Consider the following 15,954-nt stretch of genomic DNA (forward strand, 5'->3'; position numbering starts at 1 on the left):
TCGGTCCTTCGTTCGGGTTCGATCCTGGCGTAGACAACCTGGATCAAACCGGACGCGAGGGCCGTTGCGCTACCTGCCCAAACTTGACTCTGACCAGCAACGATGCAGGTCAAGCCATCACATACCCATGGCCAACCCCGAGCCCGTGAATAACGCTCTCACTGCCCCTGGTGAGAACACCTCTGAGACACGTCACCCAGAAACGCGCAAGTCGCGCTGCGCGTTAGTTGCGGGCGTCGTTGAGGTAGGTGAGGACGGCCATGACACGTCGATTGGCGTTGTTGTCGTCGTCGAGGCCGAGTTTGTCGAAGGTCGTGGTGGTGTATTTGCTGATCGCACTCTCGCTGAGGAACAGACGCGCCGCGATGGCGGTATTGGAAAGTCCTTCGGCCATGAGCGCAAGGACGGAACGTTCCCGCTCGGTGAGCTGCGCGAGGTGCGGTGCTGTGGCCGGGCGGGCGAAGAGTTTGGAGACCACGGCGGGGTCGAGGGCGGTGCCGCCCGCGGCGACGCGTTCGAGGGCGTCGATGAACTGGTCGGCCTCGAACACGCTGTCCTTGAGGAGGTATCCGACCCCGCCGGCCTGGTCGGCGAGAAGCTCACGGGCGTAGAGCTGTTCGACGTGCTGAGACAGGATCAGCACGGGGAGCCCCGGAATCTCTTCGCGGGCGCTGAGAGCGGCGGTGAGGCCTTCGTCGGTGTTCGTCGGAGGCATCCGTACGTCAACGATCGCGACATCTGGGCGGTGCGTGAGCAACGCATCCAGGGTCTCGGGCCCGGTCGCTGCGGTCGCGACCACGTCGTGCCCGTAGGCCTCGAGTAGGCGGACGACGCCATCGCGCAGGAGGTAGAGGTCTTCGGCTACAACGATACGCATGGCACCACCATCCTCGTCTGGGTCGGCCCACCGACCGGGCTGGTCACGGTAAGAGTTCCATCGAAAGCGGCGAGCCTTCTGCGGATGCCATCGAGGCCACCCCCGGACTCCACGCTCGCGCCTCCGGAGCCGTTGTCATCGACGTCGATCTCGATCGTCGTGCCCCGATGACGGACCTGGATCTGCACCTGGGCGGTGGGCGCGTACTTGGCGGTGTTGGCGAGCAGCTCGGCGACGCCGAAGTAGAGGGCCGCCTCGATTGGGGCTTCCAGCCGCAACCGGTCGGGGGCATCGATCTGGATGTCCAAGGGGCTGTCGAGGGCGAGCGCGCGGATCGCCTCGACGGCGCCGCGTTCCACGAGTACGGGCGGGTTGACGCCGCGGACGAGCTCGCGCAGTTCCGTCAGGGAGCTGGAGGTGCCTTTGCGTGCTTCGCGCAGCAGTGTTTTCGCTCGTTCCGGGTCGGTGTCCATGAGCTTCTCCGCGGTCGCCAACGACAAACCCACCGCGACCAGTCGTGCCTGGGCGCCGTCGTGGAGGTCGCGTTCGATCCGGCGGATCTCCGCGGCCTGCGCCGCCGTCGCATCCGCACGCTGCATCTCCAACTCGTGCACCTGCTCGGCCATCACAATGCTGTCCGGCAGTTTCAGCCAACGCACCACCAACGGAGGGGCGATCCGCCAGGCGTAGGGAGCCGTGGCCACCGCTACAACCGCAAGGAGCACGCCGACCGTAATCGTGATTGGTGTCGCATGGGCGAAGGCGATGAGCGCGCCGACGAGAGCTGTGACGGGAATGAGGCACACCGCCCCGGCGGTTAGCGCGGCGATCGGCACCCACCGCACGTCGCGCCAGTAGGCGGGGTCGCCTCCGCGGCGTCGCAGCCGCTGATCGAGCTCCGCATCCCGGCGGGTGCGCTCGTAGGAGTAGCCGTTCCACCACTGCCCGGTAGACAGTTGCACCGGCTCCGGCGCGTTCTCCGGGCGACGATAGCCGTCATCGACCTGGATGCCAGACCAGCGGGCCGTCACCCGTCGGAACGCCGTGCCGAGCGGGCGGGCCAGCACCAGCGTGAGCGGAATGAGGATCATCAGCAGCCCGAACCAGGACCACGGATTACTCCACGACCAGGCCGAACCCAACAGCGCGCTTACGAATGGGAGGACCGTTGCGAGGGCGGGGACGGCCAGGGCGAGGGCGGTGAGCAGCACAGCTCTGACAAATCCGTGCCAGGCAGCAGCCGGCCACGACGCCATCTGTCGCATGTGCTCCCCTTCGTTCCGCTCTACAACCGATTTTAACTGCCCGGCCTGATCCTGTGTCTCGGCGACCGATCGTGCCATCTGCCTCATGCGCCCTTCGGGAAAGCGCTCGTCAGGGGCTGCCGGCGAGTGATGATGGCGACCGCGACCAGCGTCAACGCAGACACGGCCTGGATCGCGGCGTACCAGGTGGGGCAGAGACCGGGGATCAGGTCGACCACGATGATCGCGATCGGCACGATGAGCGTCACAGTCCGCAGCCGGTCGAAATCCTTGCGACTGCCCTTCGCCGCGCGGGTAGCGAGCATCGAGAAGAAGGGGGTGATCGCGAGCAGGATGCCCGCCCGAACCCACATGAACGTGCTCACCTCGCCACCCATAATGGCGATCACAGCCAGCACTGCCAGCACGATCACGCCGACCACACCGTAGATCACAACGCACTTCTTCACCGTGGACGAGGCCTGCTGGACGCCGGCCTCGCTCGCCCGCTGCGCTTGTGCGGAGGCCTCATTGTTGGTGTTCGTCATGTTGCCGGTTCCTCTCGTTGTTGGTATATGCTCAACCTTAGAAAGACCGAAGACCGCGCAGTACAGGCCTAGACGCACCGATAGGTGGGCCTAACCACACTCCTACCGAGGGCAGGATGAGCGCGGGTGCAACCAGTGTCTGAGAAATCAGGCGGCGTTTGGAGGAGCTATCGGCGTAGAAGGGCCTTGAGCGCCAAGACCGCTTGCCGAGGCAGAACTCCGTTGCCGAGGCACCCGAGATCGCAATTACTCCCTGAGCGTCCACACTCGATGTGGCACAGGCACGTTCCACTTGATGAGGGTGCCGCTGGGGGGGTTGAACTGCACTCGACCTCATCGCACGCAGGGACACGAATCGGTGCTCAGGCCCGTAAATACAGGGCAGAACGAGGGTGCGCCTGTGGACAGCTACACCGAGATACGCGCACCCACCTGGTGCTTAGCACCTGGATAGCGCGGAGCAGCGACCAAGCACCTACCAACCGGCGGTTGTCTCAAAAGCTGTAGTTATCTGAGAGGGCTATTCACGGTCACCATCCCAGGCGGTAGAGCTCGAGGTTCGTGACGATGCGGATCACGCGGGGTAGTTCGGCCAGGCGGCCGCGGTATCCGGTGGCGAGGATCTTCCAGTTCTTCAGGTGGGAGATGGTGCGTTCGACGGCGGCGCGGATGGACGCGACCGAGGCGTTCCAGATCTTGGCGAACTCGGTGCGCTCGGCTCCGCGGGCCTTCTTGATCGGGGTGGTCGCGCTGTGGCCGACGTAGCCGGTGTCGCCGATCCACTCCACCTCGTCCAGGACCTTGGTCCAGCCGACGAGGTCGAGGGCGGCCGAGTCGTGCCGTGCGCCTGCCACTGGCGCGGACACGGCGAGCAGGGTGCCGTCGGTGGCGGCGGCGACCTGGATGTTCAGGCACTGCACGTGATGCTTGCCGGAGTAGTTTGTTCGCCCAGTTTCCAGCCGGTTGCCGGTCGGTACATAGGTCCCGTCGACCAGTACGACCCGCCCCCGACAGGCGTCGGCCAGGTCCTGACGGGCCAGGCAGGTGACCTGCTCGATTCGCGGCAGCACGCGCCGGTAGATGCGCGAGACGGTGGCCTGCGAGACGGTGAAGAACTCCCCGACCATCGCCTGGGACAGGTTCGTGCGCAGCAGCGTCAACGCCAGTCGGACCTGGTCACGCAACCCCATGCAGAAGTGCCCCCGCTCGTCCCAGGACCGCCCGGACTCGACCTGGTAGATCCTGGCGACCAGCTCCGTCATCTGGACAGCGTCCAACCCGGTCGTAGACTCGTAGCGCACCGGCTCTCAATCCTCGTCGATGGATGGTGTGGTAACCCCATCGTTGCAGGTCAGAGAGCCGGTGCGCTCTCACCCGGCCGCATCGTCGCGACCCGTTCCGTGAATAGCCCACTTAGGTCCATCACCCCCGCTTTTCTTGCGCTGACCCGCAGCTTTGTTCCTGTAGCTCGTGGACACGTCTGGCCTGGGATGCCCCGGAGGGACTCCTGGACCCACTACCGACCCCCGAGAGATCCGGGGGTACCGGACACACCTTCCGCGCGAACGAGGGTGGTTCCCGTGGCGAGCGTGCGGCGGTCGTTCGGTGAGCACGAGGCTCGCAAGAGCACCAAGACCAAGAAGAGATCATCGCCCGGCGGGCGCGCTACAACGGTCCCGACGGCAGCCGCTACACGCGCCAGTTCGGCGACCGGCTGGCCGCGGAGGCCCGGCTGGTCGCGGAGCGGCGTCTCATCGATCATCACGAGTGGCGTCCCCCGGACCGGCGCGACGTCGTCGTCGAGCGCCTCACGCTCAGCGAGGGGCCGGCCGAGTACATCTCGAGCCGGACGCTGGCGCCGGGCACGCTGTGGGACTCCCGGTGCAGGGAACCTCAGGGGCCAGCGCTGCGATGGCACCTGGTACACGCGATCGAAGAGACCGCGCGGCACGCCGGGCAGGTGGACATCAGCAGGAGCCACCGCATCGTGGCCTCCGGGCCAACCAGCTCCTCGTGCGCAAACGGGTCGAGCGCCGCCCGGATCGCACCGACCCCCCTCGGGGCCGTCGGCCAGGAGGGTCGCGATCGCGTCGGGCAGGGCGTCCGAGGGACTGGAGCCGGGCAGCGTCCCGTCGAGACCGCGGGCGGCCGTCGCCGCCCCTGCGACGCCGGCGGGGCCGTGGACGCGGCCGGAGAACACGGCCGCGCTGATCGCCTCGAGGTAGGTCTCCCGGGCCAGCGGTGATCCCGCCGCGGCCAGGCCGGCGGCGGCGTCCAGCAGGAGCGGGGCCGCCTCGTCGCTCCGGCTGCGCGCGAAGAGCACGCGGGCACGGAGCCTGCTCACCCGGGCGCGGTCCGGCGGGTCGAGCGGGCAGAGATCGGCGACCGTCGCCATCTCCGTCGCACGGTCGGGGGCTGCCGCCGAGAAGTGCGCCTCGGCCGCGGCCAGGGCGCGGCGCCCGCGCCGCCGCGGGTCCGGCGTGAGTTCCGCGGCACGCTCGAGCAGCGCCGCCTCGGCGGCGATGCCGCCGCGTTGCCCGGCGCGGTCCGCCGCCCGCCCCAGGCCGTGCGCGGCCTCCTCGTCGGGCCCGTCGCAGGCCTGCGCGGCGTGCCACGCGCGCCGGTCGGGATCGTGGACCGGGTCGGTGGCCGACGCCAGCGCGCGGTGCACGGCGCGGCGATCCGCGGGGGTGGCGGGCGCGGTAGGCCGCGGACCGGGCGAGCGGGTGGCGGAACCGGACGGACTCCCCGAACTCGATGAGGCCGGCCGCCTTGGCGGGCGCGGCGTCGGGGACGACGCCCAGGTGCTCGGCCGCCCTCAGGAGCAGCCGGGCGTCGCCGACCGGCTCGGCGGCGGCGACCAGCAGGAGGGTCCGGGTCGGGGGCGGAAGTGCTCCCAGGCGCCGGGCGAAGTCCTGCTCGACGCGGTTCGAGACGGAGCCGGGCCCGGTCGCGTCCAGCCCGTAGGCCAGCTCGGCGCCGTTGCGCCCCCGGTCGAGCTCCAGGAGCGCGAGCGGGTTCCCGTGGGTCTCGCCGACGACGAGCCGGTCCCGCACGCGTGCCTCCAGCCGCCCGTCGACGGCCGAATCGAGCAGCTCGCCGGCCGACCGCGGGTCGAGACCCTCGATCCGCAGCTCGTCGAGCCCGGCCATCGCCGTGGCCCCGTCGGGGTCGCGCACGGCGGCCACCATCGCGACGGACTCGGCCAGGAGGCGCCTGGCGACGAACTCGAGCGGCAGGAGCGACGCCTGGTCCAGCCACTGCGCGTTGTCCACGACGACGAGAACGGGCCGTGCCTCCGACGCGCGGGTGAGCAGTGTCAGCCCGACCGGGAACCGGGCGGGCGGCGCTCCCGTCGCCGTCCCGAAGGCCACCTGCAGGGCGTCGCGCTGCGGGTCGGGGAGGCTACTCGCCTCGCCGAGGAACGGCGCGCACAGCTGCTGCAGGCCGGCGTACGCCAGCTCCATGTCCGCCTCGACGCCCAGGGCAGGCCCTCGTCACAGTGACCCCCGACGCCTGGGCGGCCACGTAGTCGAGCAGCAGCGACTTGCCCACGCGGCCCCGCCCCGCAGGACGCGCACCGCCGAGCTCCCGCGGCGGAGGCTCGCGAGCATCTCGTCGAGGGCCGCCCGCTCGCTGCCGCGTCCGACCAGGTGGGGGAGGGGATTCGCGCTCATCGCACCTCCTGGGCCTCGTGGGGAGCGCATCGTCGGTGGCGCCCTCGGGGGCAGATTACCGGCCCGTGTCACGCGCGGCGTCGCCACGCGGTCGAGACTAGGTCAGCAGACGCCTGTCGCAGGAGGAACCGTGTCCACACCCATCCATCAGCTCGCCACCGCGGTGCTCGTGATCGGCACCGGCGGGTCGGGCCTGCGCGCCGCGATCGAGCTCGCCGAGACCGGAGTCGCCGTGCTCGCGGTCGGCAAGCGCCCCGCGCCCGACGCGCACACCTCGCTGGCCGCCGGCGGCATCAACGCCGCCCTGGCCACGACCGACCCCGCCGACACGTGGGAGCAGCACGCCGCCGACACGCTCCAGGAGAGCTATCTCCTGGCCGACCCCCGGACCGTGCAGGTGGTGACGCAGGGGGCGCCGCGGGGGATCGCCGACCTGGAGCGCTACGGCACGCGCTTCGACCGGCAGCCGGACGGGCGGATCGCGCAGCGCTACTTCGGCGCCCACACGTACCGGCGCACCGCCTTCGTGGGCGACTACACGGGGCTCGAGGTGCAGCGCACGCTGGTCCAGCGTGCGGCCGCGCTCGACATCCCGGTGCTGTCCACTGTCTACGTCACCGAGCTGCTGGTGAACGACGGGGTGGTGTTCGGCGCGTACGGGTTCGACCTCGTCGACGGGTCGCGCTATCTGGTGCACGCCGACGCCGTGATCCTCGCGACCGGCGGCCACACGCGTATCTGGCGGCGCACCTCGTCACGACGCGACGAGAACACGGGGGACTCGTTCCGTCTCGCGGCCGACGCCGGAGCCCGGCTGCGCGACGCCGAGCTGGTGCAGTTCCACCCGTCGGGGCTGATCGAGCCCGAGGACGCCGCGGGGACCCTCGTCAGCGAGGCCGCGCGGGGCGAGGGCGGGGTGCTGCTCAACAACCAGGGCGAGCGGTTCATGTCGCGGTACGACCCGGAGCGGATGGAGCTGTCCACCCGCGACCGGGTCGCGCTCGCGTCCTACACGGAGATCAAGGAGGGCCGCGGGACCCGCGCCGGGGGCGTGTGGCTCGACCTGTCCCACCTGCCGCGCGAGACGATCCTCACCCGGCTGCCGCGCGTCCACCAGACCCTCTTGGAGCTGCAGGTGCTGGACGTCACGCGCGACCCGATCGAGGTGGCTCCGACCGCGCACTACTCGATGGGGGGGGTGTGGGTGCGCCCGGAGGACCACAGCACCGACGTGCTCGGGCTCTTCGCCATCGGCGAGGCCTCGAGCGGCCTGCACGGTGCCAACCGGCTCGGGGGGAACTCCCTCATCGAGCTCCTGGTGTACGGCCGGATCACTGGCCGCGCCGCGGCCGCCTACTCCGCGGGTCTGGCGACGCAGCGCCGGTCGCTCGGCGCGGTCCGGGACGCCGAGTCGTCGGTCGACCGGCTGCTCGCCGCCGACGGCGACCAGAACGTGCGCGCGATGCAGCGCAGCGTGCGCGACCTCATGACCGAGCACGCCGGCGTGGTGCGGGACGAGGCGGGGCTGCGCGCCGGCCTGGATGCCCTCGACGAGGTCGAGGACCGGATGACCCGGGCGGGCATCCACATCGACATCAGCGGCTACCAGGACCTCGCGCACGCCTTCGACCTGCGGTCGGCGGCGCTCGCGGCCAGGGCGACCCTGGTGTGCGCGCTGGAGCGTCGGGAGTCGCGCGGGTGCCACAGCAGGTCCGACCATCCCGACCTGGATCCGGAGCTCCAGGTCAACCTGGTGTGGTCCCCGCGCACCGGCGTGCGCCGCGAGGCGCTTCCGCCGATCCCGACCGACATCGCCGAACGCATGCACGACGTCTCCGCCGACGGGAAACTCGTCGAGTAGCGGCCCGGTGTCACGCCCACGCCCGGTGCCCGGTCGTTCAGGACGACGGCGCACGCCGTCCACGGGCACCGGGCGACCACCGCCGCGGTGCGTCCCGGCGACCTCCAGCCGACCTTTCGGACGACCCAGGAAGGACGCCCCCCATGAGCGACCACGTTCTCGAGCCCGGGCTCGAGCCCGAGGCCCAGGCCATGGCCGACGCGACGGCGCAACCGCCCTACTTCTACGAGATGACGCCCCAGGACGCGCGTCAGGTCCTCGCCGTCCAGGCGGAGCCCACACGAAAGCCGGACGTCGAGGAGGAGTGGATCGTCGTGGCCGCCTCCGTCGGCGACGTCCGCGTACGCGTCGTCCGGCCCGTCGGTGCCACCGACCCGCTGCCCGCGGTCCTGTACATCCATGGTGGGGGCTGGGTGCTGGGCGACGCCGGCACGCACGACCGCCTGGTCCGTGCGGCCGCCGTGGCGATCCTGGCCAAGCAGCGGGGCGACGTGACGTTCCCGTGTCACGGCGCCATGAGATCACCGCGTCGCCCCTGCGGGCGGGCCACGCCGGAGGACCTGGCCGGGCTGCCGGAGGCGTTCGTCGTCGTCGACGAGAACGACGTGCTCCGCAACGAGGGCGAGGCCTACGCGCGCAAGCTCGTCCAGGCCGGCGTGCGGACCACGACCGTCCGCTACAACGCGACGATCCACGACTTCATGATGCTCAACCCGCTGCGGCCGTCGGCCGCGTCGTCCGGCGCGATCGCGCAGGCCGTCGACGTCCTCCGTGCGGCACTCCACGCCGGCTGAGGCACCCCCTATGTCCGCGACGTCGTCGCCGGGATCGGCCGGCCCGTCCTGCTGGTCGCGCACACTCCTACGGCGGGATCGTGATCACCGAGGCGGCGGCGCAGAACCCCGACGTCATCGGCCTCGTCTTCGTCCGACGCGATCGCCGTCTCGCGCCCCTACGAGGTCACCGCCGCGATCCTCGAGGCCCTCGGCGCCGACGTCGCCGAGGAAGTCGCTTGACCTGTCGCGACATCTCGCCGATGGAAGGTCGAGGTCCCCACCCCGGGCCGTCGCTCCGGGGCGGGGACCTCTGGTCACGGCGCGGTGTCGGAGCCGCCGCCGTCCGCACCACCGGTGGGCGTCGGGCCGGGCGCCGGCGTGGTCGGGTCGTCGGTGGGCGTCGGATCCGTCGTCGGGTCATCGGTCGGCGTCGGGTCGTCGGTCGGCGTCGGGTCGTCGGTCGGCGTCGGGTCGTCGGTCGGCGTCGGCGTGGAGGTGGGCGTCGAGGTCGGCGTGGGAGTCTCCGTGGGCTTCGGGTCGTCCGTAGGCGTGGGGGTCTCGGTCGGGGTCGTGGTCTCGGTCTGCGTGGGGCGGGACGTCGATCCGGTCGTGGGTTCCGAGGGCGGAGCGGTCGTGGACTGCGTCTCCGTCGGCGTGGGCGACGGGCTGTGCGTGACCGGGGCGACCGGTACTTCGCTCTCGTCGTCGCGCAGGGACCAGAACGCGAACGCCCCTCCAGCGAGGACCAGGACCAGGACGACCACGGCGAGCGCGATCCCCTTCGGGCTGGTGATGAACGCGCGCCACCGGGACTGCTCGGGCTCCGGTTGCTCGGGCTCCGGTTGCTCGGGACCTGGTTGCTCGGGACCTGGTTGCTCGGGACCTGGTTGCTCGGGACCCGGTTGCTCGGATGCCTCCTCCGCCATCGGCCCGGGTGTGTCGCCCGGTGGTGGCGGAGGCGCGCCGACCGCGCCGAGCTGCTGCGTGCGGAGGAGCTCGGTCTCGTCGCCCGCGGCGGCCGCTGCGGCTGCGGCCGCCGCCGCGGCTGCCGTGCCGATGACTGCGGTCCGGTGGGGATCCTCTGCGGCGATCTGGCCCAGCGTCATCGTCTGGTCGGGGCCCGGTTGGTCGGAACCCGAGGTGTCGCCGTGGCTCGCGACCGGCCCCGTGCCGAGCAGTGCCGCTGCGGCCGCGCCCATCGCGTCGGCGGACGTGAACCGTCGGTCCGGGTTCTTGGCCATCGCCCGCGCCACGAATCGGTCCACGACGCCCGGCACCGCGGGCCGGCGTGCCGACGGCGCGGGCACCGGCGCCCCGACGTGGGCCAGCAGGACGTCACCCGGCCTGGCCCGCTCGTACGGCGGATGACCCGTGAGGGCGAAGTACGCCAGCGCCCCGACCGAGTACAGGTCGCTGCGCGCGTCGAGCGGCCTGCCCTGGGCCTGCTCGGGCGACATGTACGCCGCCGAGCCGGCGACGCGTTCGCCATCGCCGTCACCACCACCCGGCGCGGCGAGACCGAGGTCGAGCAGCCCGACCGTCATGGTGCCGTCGTCGTGCCGGTCGACCACGACGTTGCGCGGACTGACGTCGCGGTGCACCAGGCCCGCCGCGTGCACGGCGGTCAGCGCCTCGAGCAGTCCTTGGACCACGGCGAGCGCCTTCGGCCACGGCAGGCCGTCTCCGGCCGCCAGCTCGGAGAGCGGGACGCCGGGGAGCCGCCGCATCAGGAGCCAGGGGACGTTCGCACCCGCGACCTCGTCCTCCCCGGTGTCCAGGACCTTGGCGACTCCCGGGTGGTCCACCGGCGCCGACGCCGCGATCTCACGGGCCAGCGCGGCGCGCGTCGCGTCGTCGTCGACCAGGTGCGGATGGAGGACCTTGACGAGCAGCTCCGGCTCTGTCTCGGCGCCGCCGACTGCGCCGCCGTCTTCGCCGCCCGACGCGGCGCCCGCGGCGCCCGTGGCGTCCGCGGCGTGCAGGCGCGACGCCTCGTAGACGGTGTACGTGCCCCCGGTGCCGAGGATGTCGCCCAGGGCGTACTTCCCACCGAGCACCACGTGCCCGGAGGCCGACTCGCCGGCCGGCTCGTTCCGCGTCATGCGATCGTCCGCTGCTGGAGCGGGGGGTCGAGGTGGGTTCCCGCGCGCGGCGGTGAGGTCGGTGCGGTGATCTCGGTCATTTCAGTCATGGGCCACCACAGGATATGTGGTGGCGGCACGTGCTGCACGGGGCCCGAGCGCGGGGTCGTGACGGACCTGAGGCTCACCGGTGGGATCGTCGGTCTCAGCCCTGGACCAGGCTCGTGAGGGTGGCGTCGCCCAGCTCCCGGTCGGCGAAGACCAGGCGCACCGCGTCCGGCTCCGGGTTGCCCGCGTCCGGCCCGCGCCACGCGACGCGCAGGCCGATCCGCTCGGCGGTGGCCCGCGACGCGACGTTGTGCTCCAGGAGGAACGCGGTGACCGGCACGTCGGGGAGCCGTTCGGCGGCGAGAGCGAGCGCGGCGCGGGATAGCTCGGCCGCGAAGCCCTGACCCTGCTGCTCGGGAGACAGCCGGTAGTAGAGGTTGAGCACGCCGGCCGGGCGCAATCGCAGGCCGCCGATGCCGACGAAGGAGCCGTCGTCCCGGCGCCGCGCCGTCCAGTAGCCGATCCCGTCGCGCTCCCAGTCCGCGGCGAAGGCGCTCACCTGGCCCTCCGTCTTCTCGCGGCTGGCGTGCCGCCCCGAGGGGAAGTGCACCCACACGCGGGGGTCGGCGTGCAGGGCGTACAGCTCGTCGAGGTCGCCGGGAGAGACCGGCGCCAGGTCGAGGCGGTCGGTGGTGCGGTGGTCAGCGGTAGCGGTCGTCACGGCGCGACGGTAGGTCGTGGCACCGACATCCGTCATCCCTCGTCGAGCTCGGCCAGCGCGCTCTCGATCGCGCGGTGGAAGGTGGGGTAGGCGTAGATCATGTGCCGCAGCTCGGCCACCGGCACTCGTGCCTGCACGGCGAGGGTGAGCACGCCGAGGATCTCGCCGCCCGCCGGGCCCGCGGCAGTGGCCCCGACCAGCACACCGGCGTCGGCGTCCTCGACGAGCTTGATCAGCCCCTCGTTCCCCGGGCCGTGCACGAAGCCGCGCGAGGACGCGGCGAGGTCGGTGACGCCCGTGCGCACGGTCAGGCCGGCGTCGCGCGCCGCGGCCTCGGTGAGCCCGACGCCCCCGATCTCCGGGTCGGTGAACGTCACGTGCGGCACCGCCCGGTAGTCGGCGGTCTCGGCGTCCGCCCCCTCCACGCCGAGGATGTCCGCCACGGCGATGCGCGCCTGGTACATCGACACGTGCGTGAACGCGCCGTGCCCGGTGGCGTCGCCCACCGCCCACACGCCGTCGGCCGCGCGCAGGCGCTCGTCGACGGCGATGGTGCGGGCGGAGTCGTCGAGGCCGACGGTCGCGATGCCGAGGGCTCTCAGGTCCGTGCGGCGACCGGCCGCGACCAGCAGCCGCTCGGAGACGAGCTGTGTGCCGTCGTCGAGCGTGAGGGTGAACCCGCCGCCGTCGTGCGTCACCGACGAGACGTTCGCGCCGGTGCGCACCCCGATGCCCTCCGCGGCGAAGCGGGACGCGAGCAGGTCGCTCGCCTCCGGCTCGTCGGCGGCGATCAGCCGCGGCCCGGCCTCCACGACCTCGACGGCGGTGCCGAACCGCGCGAAGACCTGGGCGAGCTCGCAACCGATCGCGCCGCCGCCGAGCACCGTGAGCGACGCGGGCGCCTCGGTGGCGCGCACCGCCTCGCGGTTGGTCCAGAACGGGGTCCCGGCGAGGCCGTCGATCGGCGGGACCGTCGGCTCCGTGCCCGGGTTGAGGAGCACCGCGCGCGTCGCGCGGAACCGGCGCTCGCCGTCGGGCGTGTCCACCGCCACCTCGCCGGGTCCGACGAGGCGCCCGCGTCCGCGCACCACCCGCCCGCCGGCCTTCTGGAGCCGCTCGACGGCGGTCGTGTCGTCCCAGTTGGTCGTCGCCTCGTCGCGCACGCGACGCGCGACAGGCGCCCAGTCGGGCGTCACGTCGGCGCGGCCGGCGAGCGTCGCGACGCGCCGTGCCTCCGCGAGGGCGTCGGACGCGCGGACCATCATCTTGGTGGGGATGCAGCCGTAGTACGGGCACTCGCCCCCGACCAGGCGGGCCTCGACGGCCACCACGTCCAGACCCGCGCGTGCCAGCCGGCCGGCGGCATCCTCGCCTCCGGGTCCCGTGCCGATCACCACGACGTCGACGGTCTCGGTGGCTTCTTCGGTGGTCATCGGTTCTCCTCGCGCACGGGTGGGGTGGCCGCGACGGCGCGGGCCACCGTCAGCGCACCACATCGGACGCGGCATCGCGCGTCGAGCCGGCAGTCTGGCATGCTGTGCCGATGGAGCTGCTCGCCGCCGGCCGCGACGCCGACGTCTTCGCGCTGGACGACGAGCGCGTGCTGCGGCGCTACCGCGACGGCCGCCCGGCCCACGACGATGCCGCGCTGCTCGCCGCCGTGGTGGCGGCGGGCTACCCCGCGCCGGCGGTCCTCGCCGTCGACGGACCCGGCCTCGTCCTCGAACGGCTGGACGGCCCGACGCTCGGGAGCGCGCTGCTCGACGGTCGGTACGACGCCGCCGACGCCGGAGCGTTGCTCGCGTCGTTGCAGGCCCGCCTCCATGCTGTCCCCTGGGACGGCGGCACGCTGCTGCACCTCGACCTGCACCCGCTCAACGTGATCCTCGCCGCGCACGGGCCGGTGGTCATCGACTGGACCAACGCCCGGCCGGGCCCGGCGGGGCTGGACGTCGCGATGACGGCGCTGATCTGCGCGCAGACGGTGCTCTCGCCGGAGCTGGCGACCGGGGTCGAGAGCCCCGCGGGCGACGTCGCGGCGGCCGTCCGGCCGCTGCTCGAAGCCTTCGCGGCAGCATCGGGTTCGGCCTACCGGGACCACATGGACGACGCGGTCGCGATGCGGCGCGCCAACCCCACGATGTCCGCCGCGGAGCTGGCACGCCTGGACGACGCGGCGGCGCTCGCGGTGCGGTCGTCCTCACCGACGTCCTGACCGAGCTCCCGACCGGGCGGTCGCCCGGCGACGCGGGCGACGGGGCGTCGGTGGCGCACGGCAGGATGGTGCCGTGCACGTCGTCCTGACCCGAGAGCGCGACGGCGCGGTCCGCGTGCACCATGGCGCGTCCGTGCCCGGCGCCGTCCTGCCCGGCGCCGTCCTGCCCGGCGCCGTCCTGCCCGACGCCGTCCTGCCCGACGCCGAGCTGCCCGCATCCGAACTGCCGGTCGTGGTGCGCGGGGCCGAGTCGGGGACGGCGACGGGCGCCGGCCCGGTGCCACGCTGGACGTGGGACGACACGTCGGTCTGGTACTCGGGGCTGCTCACGGCCGGCGTGCGCGTCGAGCGGGCCCACGACCTGCGGCTGTGCCACCGGATCCTGCGGCACTCCGTGCTGGCGGCGTCGTCGGCGCTCGCGGCCGCGCCGGCGAGCCCCTGGGACGAGGGTCCCGTGACCGTCGGGCCCCCGGTGCCGGCCGCGAGGGCGCCGCAGCCGGACGCGCTGTTCGACCTGGTCGCCGACACCGCGCCGCGTCCGGGCGCGGGTGGCGGGCCGTCGCCGGACGCCGCCGACCCGCTCGCCGAGCTGGGGGCGCAGGAGGCCGCCGTCGCCGGGTCGGCGGGGTCCGGGCGCCTGCGCCTGCTGCTGGCCGCCGAGTCCGCGGGCGCGCTGGTGGCCGCGGAGATGCGGCACGCCGGGCTGCCGTGGCGTGCCGACGTGCACGACACGATCCTCACCGAGGCCCTCGGCCCCCGACCGCCCGAGGGGCAGCGCCCGGCGCGGCTCGAGGCGCTCGTGGACCGCATCCGGACGGCGCTCGACGCACCGCCCACGCTCAACCCGGACTCCCACCCGGACCTCCTCAAGGCCATGCAGTACGCGGGGGTGGGGGCGAACAGCCTGCGCAAGTGGGAGCTGGAGAAGGTCGACCACCCGGTCGTCGAGCCCTTGCTGGAGTACAAGAACCTCTACCGGCTCCTCACCGCCAACGGCTGGCACTGGCTCGACGCGTGGGTCACGGACGGGCGGTTCCGGCCGGAGTACGTGGTGGGCGGCGTCGTGACCGGCCGGTGGGCCTCCAGCGGCGGCGGGGCCCTGCAGCTGCCGAAGGGGGTCCGTCGCGCGGTCGTGGCCGACCCGGGGTGGCGGCTCGTCGTCGCGGACGCGGCCCAGCTCGAGCCCCGCGTGCTCGCCGGGATGGCCCATGACGAGGCGATGGCCCGCGCGGGCCGGGGCGCCGACCTGTACGCGGGGATCGTCGCGTCGGGGGCCGTCGAGACGCGCGACCTGGCGAAGGTCGGGATGCTCGGCGCGATGTACGGCGGCACGACGGGGGCCAGCGCCCAGGTGCTGCCGAGGCTGGCCAGGGCGTTCCCGCGCGCCGTCGCGCTGGTCGAGGACGCCGCCCGCACGGGGGAGCGGGGCGGCGTCGTCACGACCCGGCTCGGCCGGTCGTCCCCGCCCCCGGGCGAGGCGTGGGACGCCGCGCAGGCCGGCGCGTTCGACACCGACGGGGCGGACGCGGCAGCCCGTGCCCGGTCGTTCACCCGGTCCTGGGGCCGGTTCACCCGCAACTTCGTGGTGCAGGGCACGGCCGCGGAGTGGGCGCTGTGCTGGCTCGCATCGATCCGGCGGCGGCTGTGGGAGCTCGGCCCGGTGCCTGCCGCGGCGGCCGGCCTCGCCCCGGCCCCGTTCGCGGACCGCCCGCACCTGGTGTTCTTCCTGCACGACGAGGTGGTGGTGCACGCCCCGGAGTCGATGGCGAAGGACGTGGCGGACGCGGTGCGCGCGGCGGCGGACGAAGCCGGGCGGCTGCTGTTCGGCGACTTCCCGGTCGACTTCCCGCTCACGGTGGCGGACGTCGAGTCCTACGCCGACGCCAAGTGACGGTTAGGGTCGCGG

The 15,954-nt window shown here is 72.9% G+C and carries 13 protein-coding genes; 6 read left to right on the forward strand and 7 right to left on the reverse strand.

Annotation, left to right across the window (positions count from 1 at the left end; genetic code table 11):
- Nucleotides 1-223 precede the first annotated feature (223 nt).
- The 4 genes from AC1C2W_RS18315 to AC1C2W_RS18330 form a co-directional block, all read right to left on the reverse strand.
- Nucleotides 224-877, reverse strand: a complete 654-nt coding sequence (locus tag AC1C2W_RS18315; RefSeq protein ID WP_495391319.1) for a response regulator transcription factor — start codon at nt 875-877, stop codon at nt 224-226.
- Nucleotides 862-2,142, reverse strand: coding sequence for a sensor histidine kinase (locus AC1C2W_RS18320; protein ID WP_495413933.1), 1,281 nt, complete (start codon nt 2,140-2,142; stop codon nt 862-864). The genes AC1C2W_RS18315 and AC1C2W_RS18320 overlap by 16 nt, the downstream gene beginning before the upstream one ends.
- A gap of 83 nt (nt 2,143-2,225) precedes the next feature.
- On the reverse strand, nt 2,226-2,669 hold the full coding sequence (locus tag AC1C2W_RS18325) for a hypothetical protein (protein ID WP_495391321.1): 444 nt from the start codon (nt 2,667-2,669) through the stop codon (nt 2,226-2,228).
- A gap of 530 nt (nt 2,670-3,199) precedes the next feature.
- Nucleotides 3,200-3,931: a transposase family protein gene (locus tag AC1C2W_RS18330; protein WP_495413934.1), complete on the reverse strand. Its 732-nt coding sequence runs from the start codon at nt 3,929-3,931 to the stop codon at nt 3,200-3,202.
- Nucleotides 3,932-4,587: 656 nt separating this feature from the next.
- On the opposite strand from AC1C2W_RS18330, the gene AC1C2W_RS18335 reads away from it, so the two are divergent.
- The 4 genes from AC1C2W_RS18335 (at nt 4,588) to AC1C2W_RS18350 (ending at nt 9,001) form a co-directional block, all read left to right on the forward strand.
- On the forward strand, nt 4,588-4,914 hold the full coding sequence (locus AC1C2W_RS18335; protein WP_495391186.1) for a hypothetical protein: 327 nt from the start codon (nt 4,588-4,590) through the stop codon (nt 4,912-4,914).
- 559 nt (nt 4,915-5,473) lie between these two features.
- Nucleotides 5,474-6,175 carry a hypothetical protein gene (locus AC1C2W_RS18340; protein WP_495413935.1) on the forward strand — a complete coding sequence of 234 codons (702 nt, stop codon included), beginning with the start codon at nt 5,474-5,476 and terminating at the stop codon, nt 6,173-6,175.
- A gap of 301 nt (nt 6,176-6,476) precedes the next feature.
- On the forward strand, nt 6,477-8,207 hold the full coding sequence (locus tag AC1C2W_RS18345; RefSeq protein WP_495391106.1) for an FAD-binding protein: 1,731 nt from the start codon (nt 6,477-6,479) through the stop codon (nt 8,205-8,207).
- Between the two features lie 143 nt (nt 8,208-8,350).
- The gene (locus AC1C2W_RS18350) at nt 8,351-9,001 is read left to right on the forward strand and encodes an alpha/beta hydrolase (RefSeq protein WP_495413936.1); all 651 of its coding nucleotides are present in this window, start codon (nt 8,351-8,353) and stop codon (nt 8,999-9,001) included.
- Nucleotides 9,002-9,297: 296 nt separating this feature from the next.
- On the opposite strand, the gene AC1C2W_RS18355 is transcribed toward AC1C2W_RS18350, so the two are convergent.
- The 3 genes from AC1C2W_RS18355 to AC1C2W_RS18365 form a co-directional block, all read right to left on the reverse strand.
- Nucleotides 9,298-11,085 (reverse strand): serine/threonine-protein kinase, encoded by a 1,788-nt coding sequence (locus tag AC1C2W_RS18355; RefSeq protein WP_495413937.1) that lies wholly within the window; start codon nt 11,083-11,085, stop codon nt 9,298-9,300.
- Between the two features lie 184 nt (nt 11,086-11,269).
- Entirely contained in the window at nt 11,270-11,833 is a 564-nt protein-coding gene (locus AC1C2W_RS18360) for a GNAT family N-acetyltransferase (protein ID WP_495391110.1), read from the reverse strand.
- A 32-nt stretch (nt 11,834-11,865) separates the two neighbouring features.
- Complete coding sequence (locus AC1C2W_RS18365) at nt 11,866-13,266, reverse strand: dihydrolipoyl dehydrogenase family protein (protein WP_495413938.1); 1,401 nt, start codon at nt 13,264-13,266, stop codon at nt 11,866-11,868.
- Between the two features lie 110 nt (nt 13,267-13,376).
- On the opposite strand from AC1C2W_RS18365, the gene AC1C2W_RS18370 reads away from it, so the two are divergent.
- Nucleotides 13,377-14,048, forward strand: a complete 672-nt coding sequence (locus tag AC1C2W_RS18370) for a phosphotransferase (RefSeq protein WP_495413939.1) — start codon at nt 13,377-13,379, stop codon at nt 14,046-14,048.
- Nucleotides 14,049-14,121: 73 nt separating this feature from the next.
- Nucleotides 14,122-15,939 carry a bifunctional 3'-5' exonuclease/DNA polymerase gene (locus AC1C2W_RS18375; RefSeq protein WP_495413940.1) on the forward strand — a complete coding sequence of 606 codons (1,818 nt, stop codon included), beginning with the start codon at nt 14,122-14,124 and terminating at the stop codon, nt 15,937-15,939.
- Nucleotides 15,940-15,954: the final 15 nt, after the last annotated feature.

The organism is Isoptericola sp. Y581 (assembly GCF_059445475.1).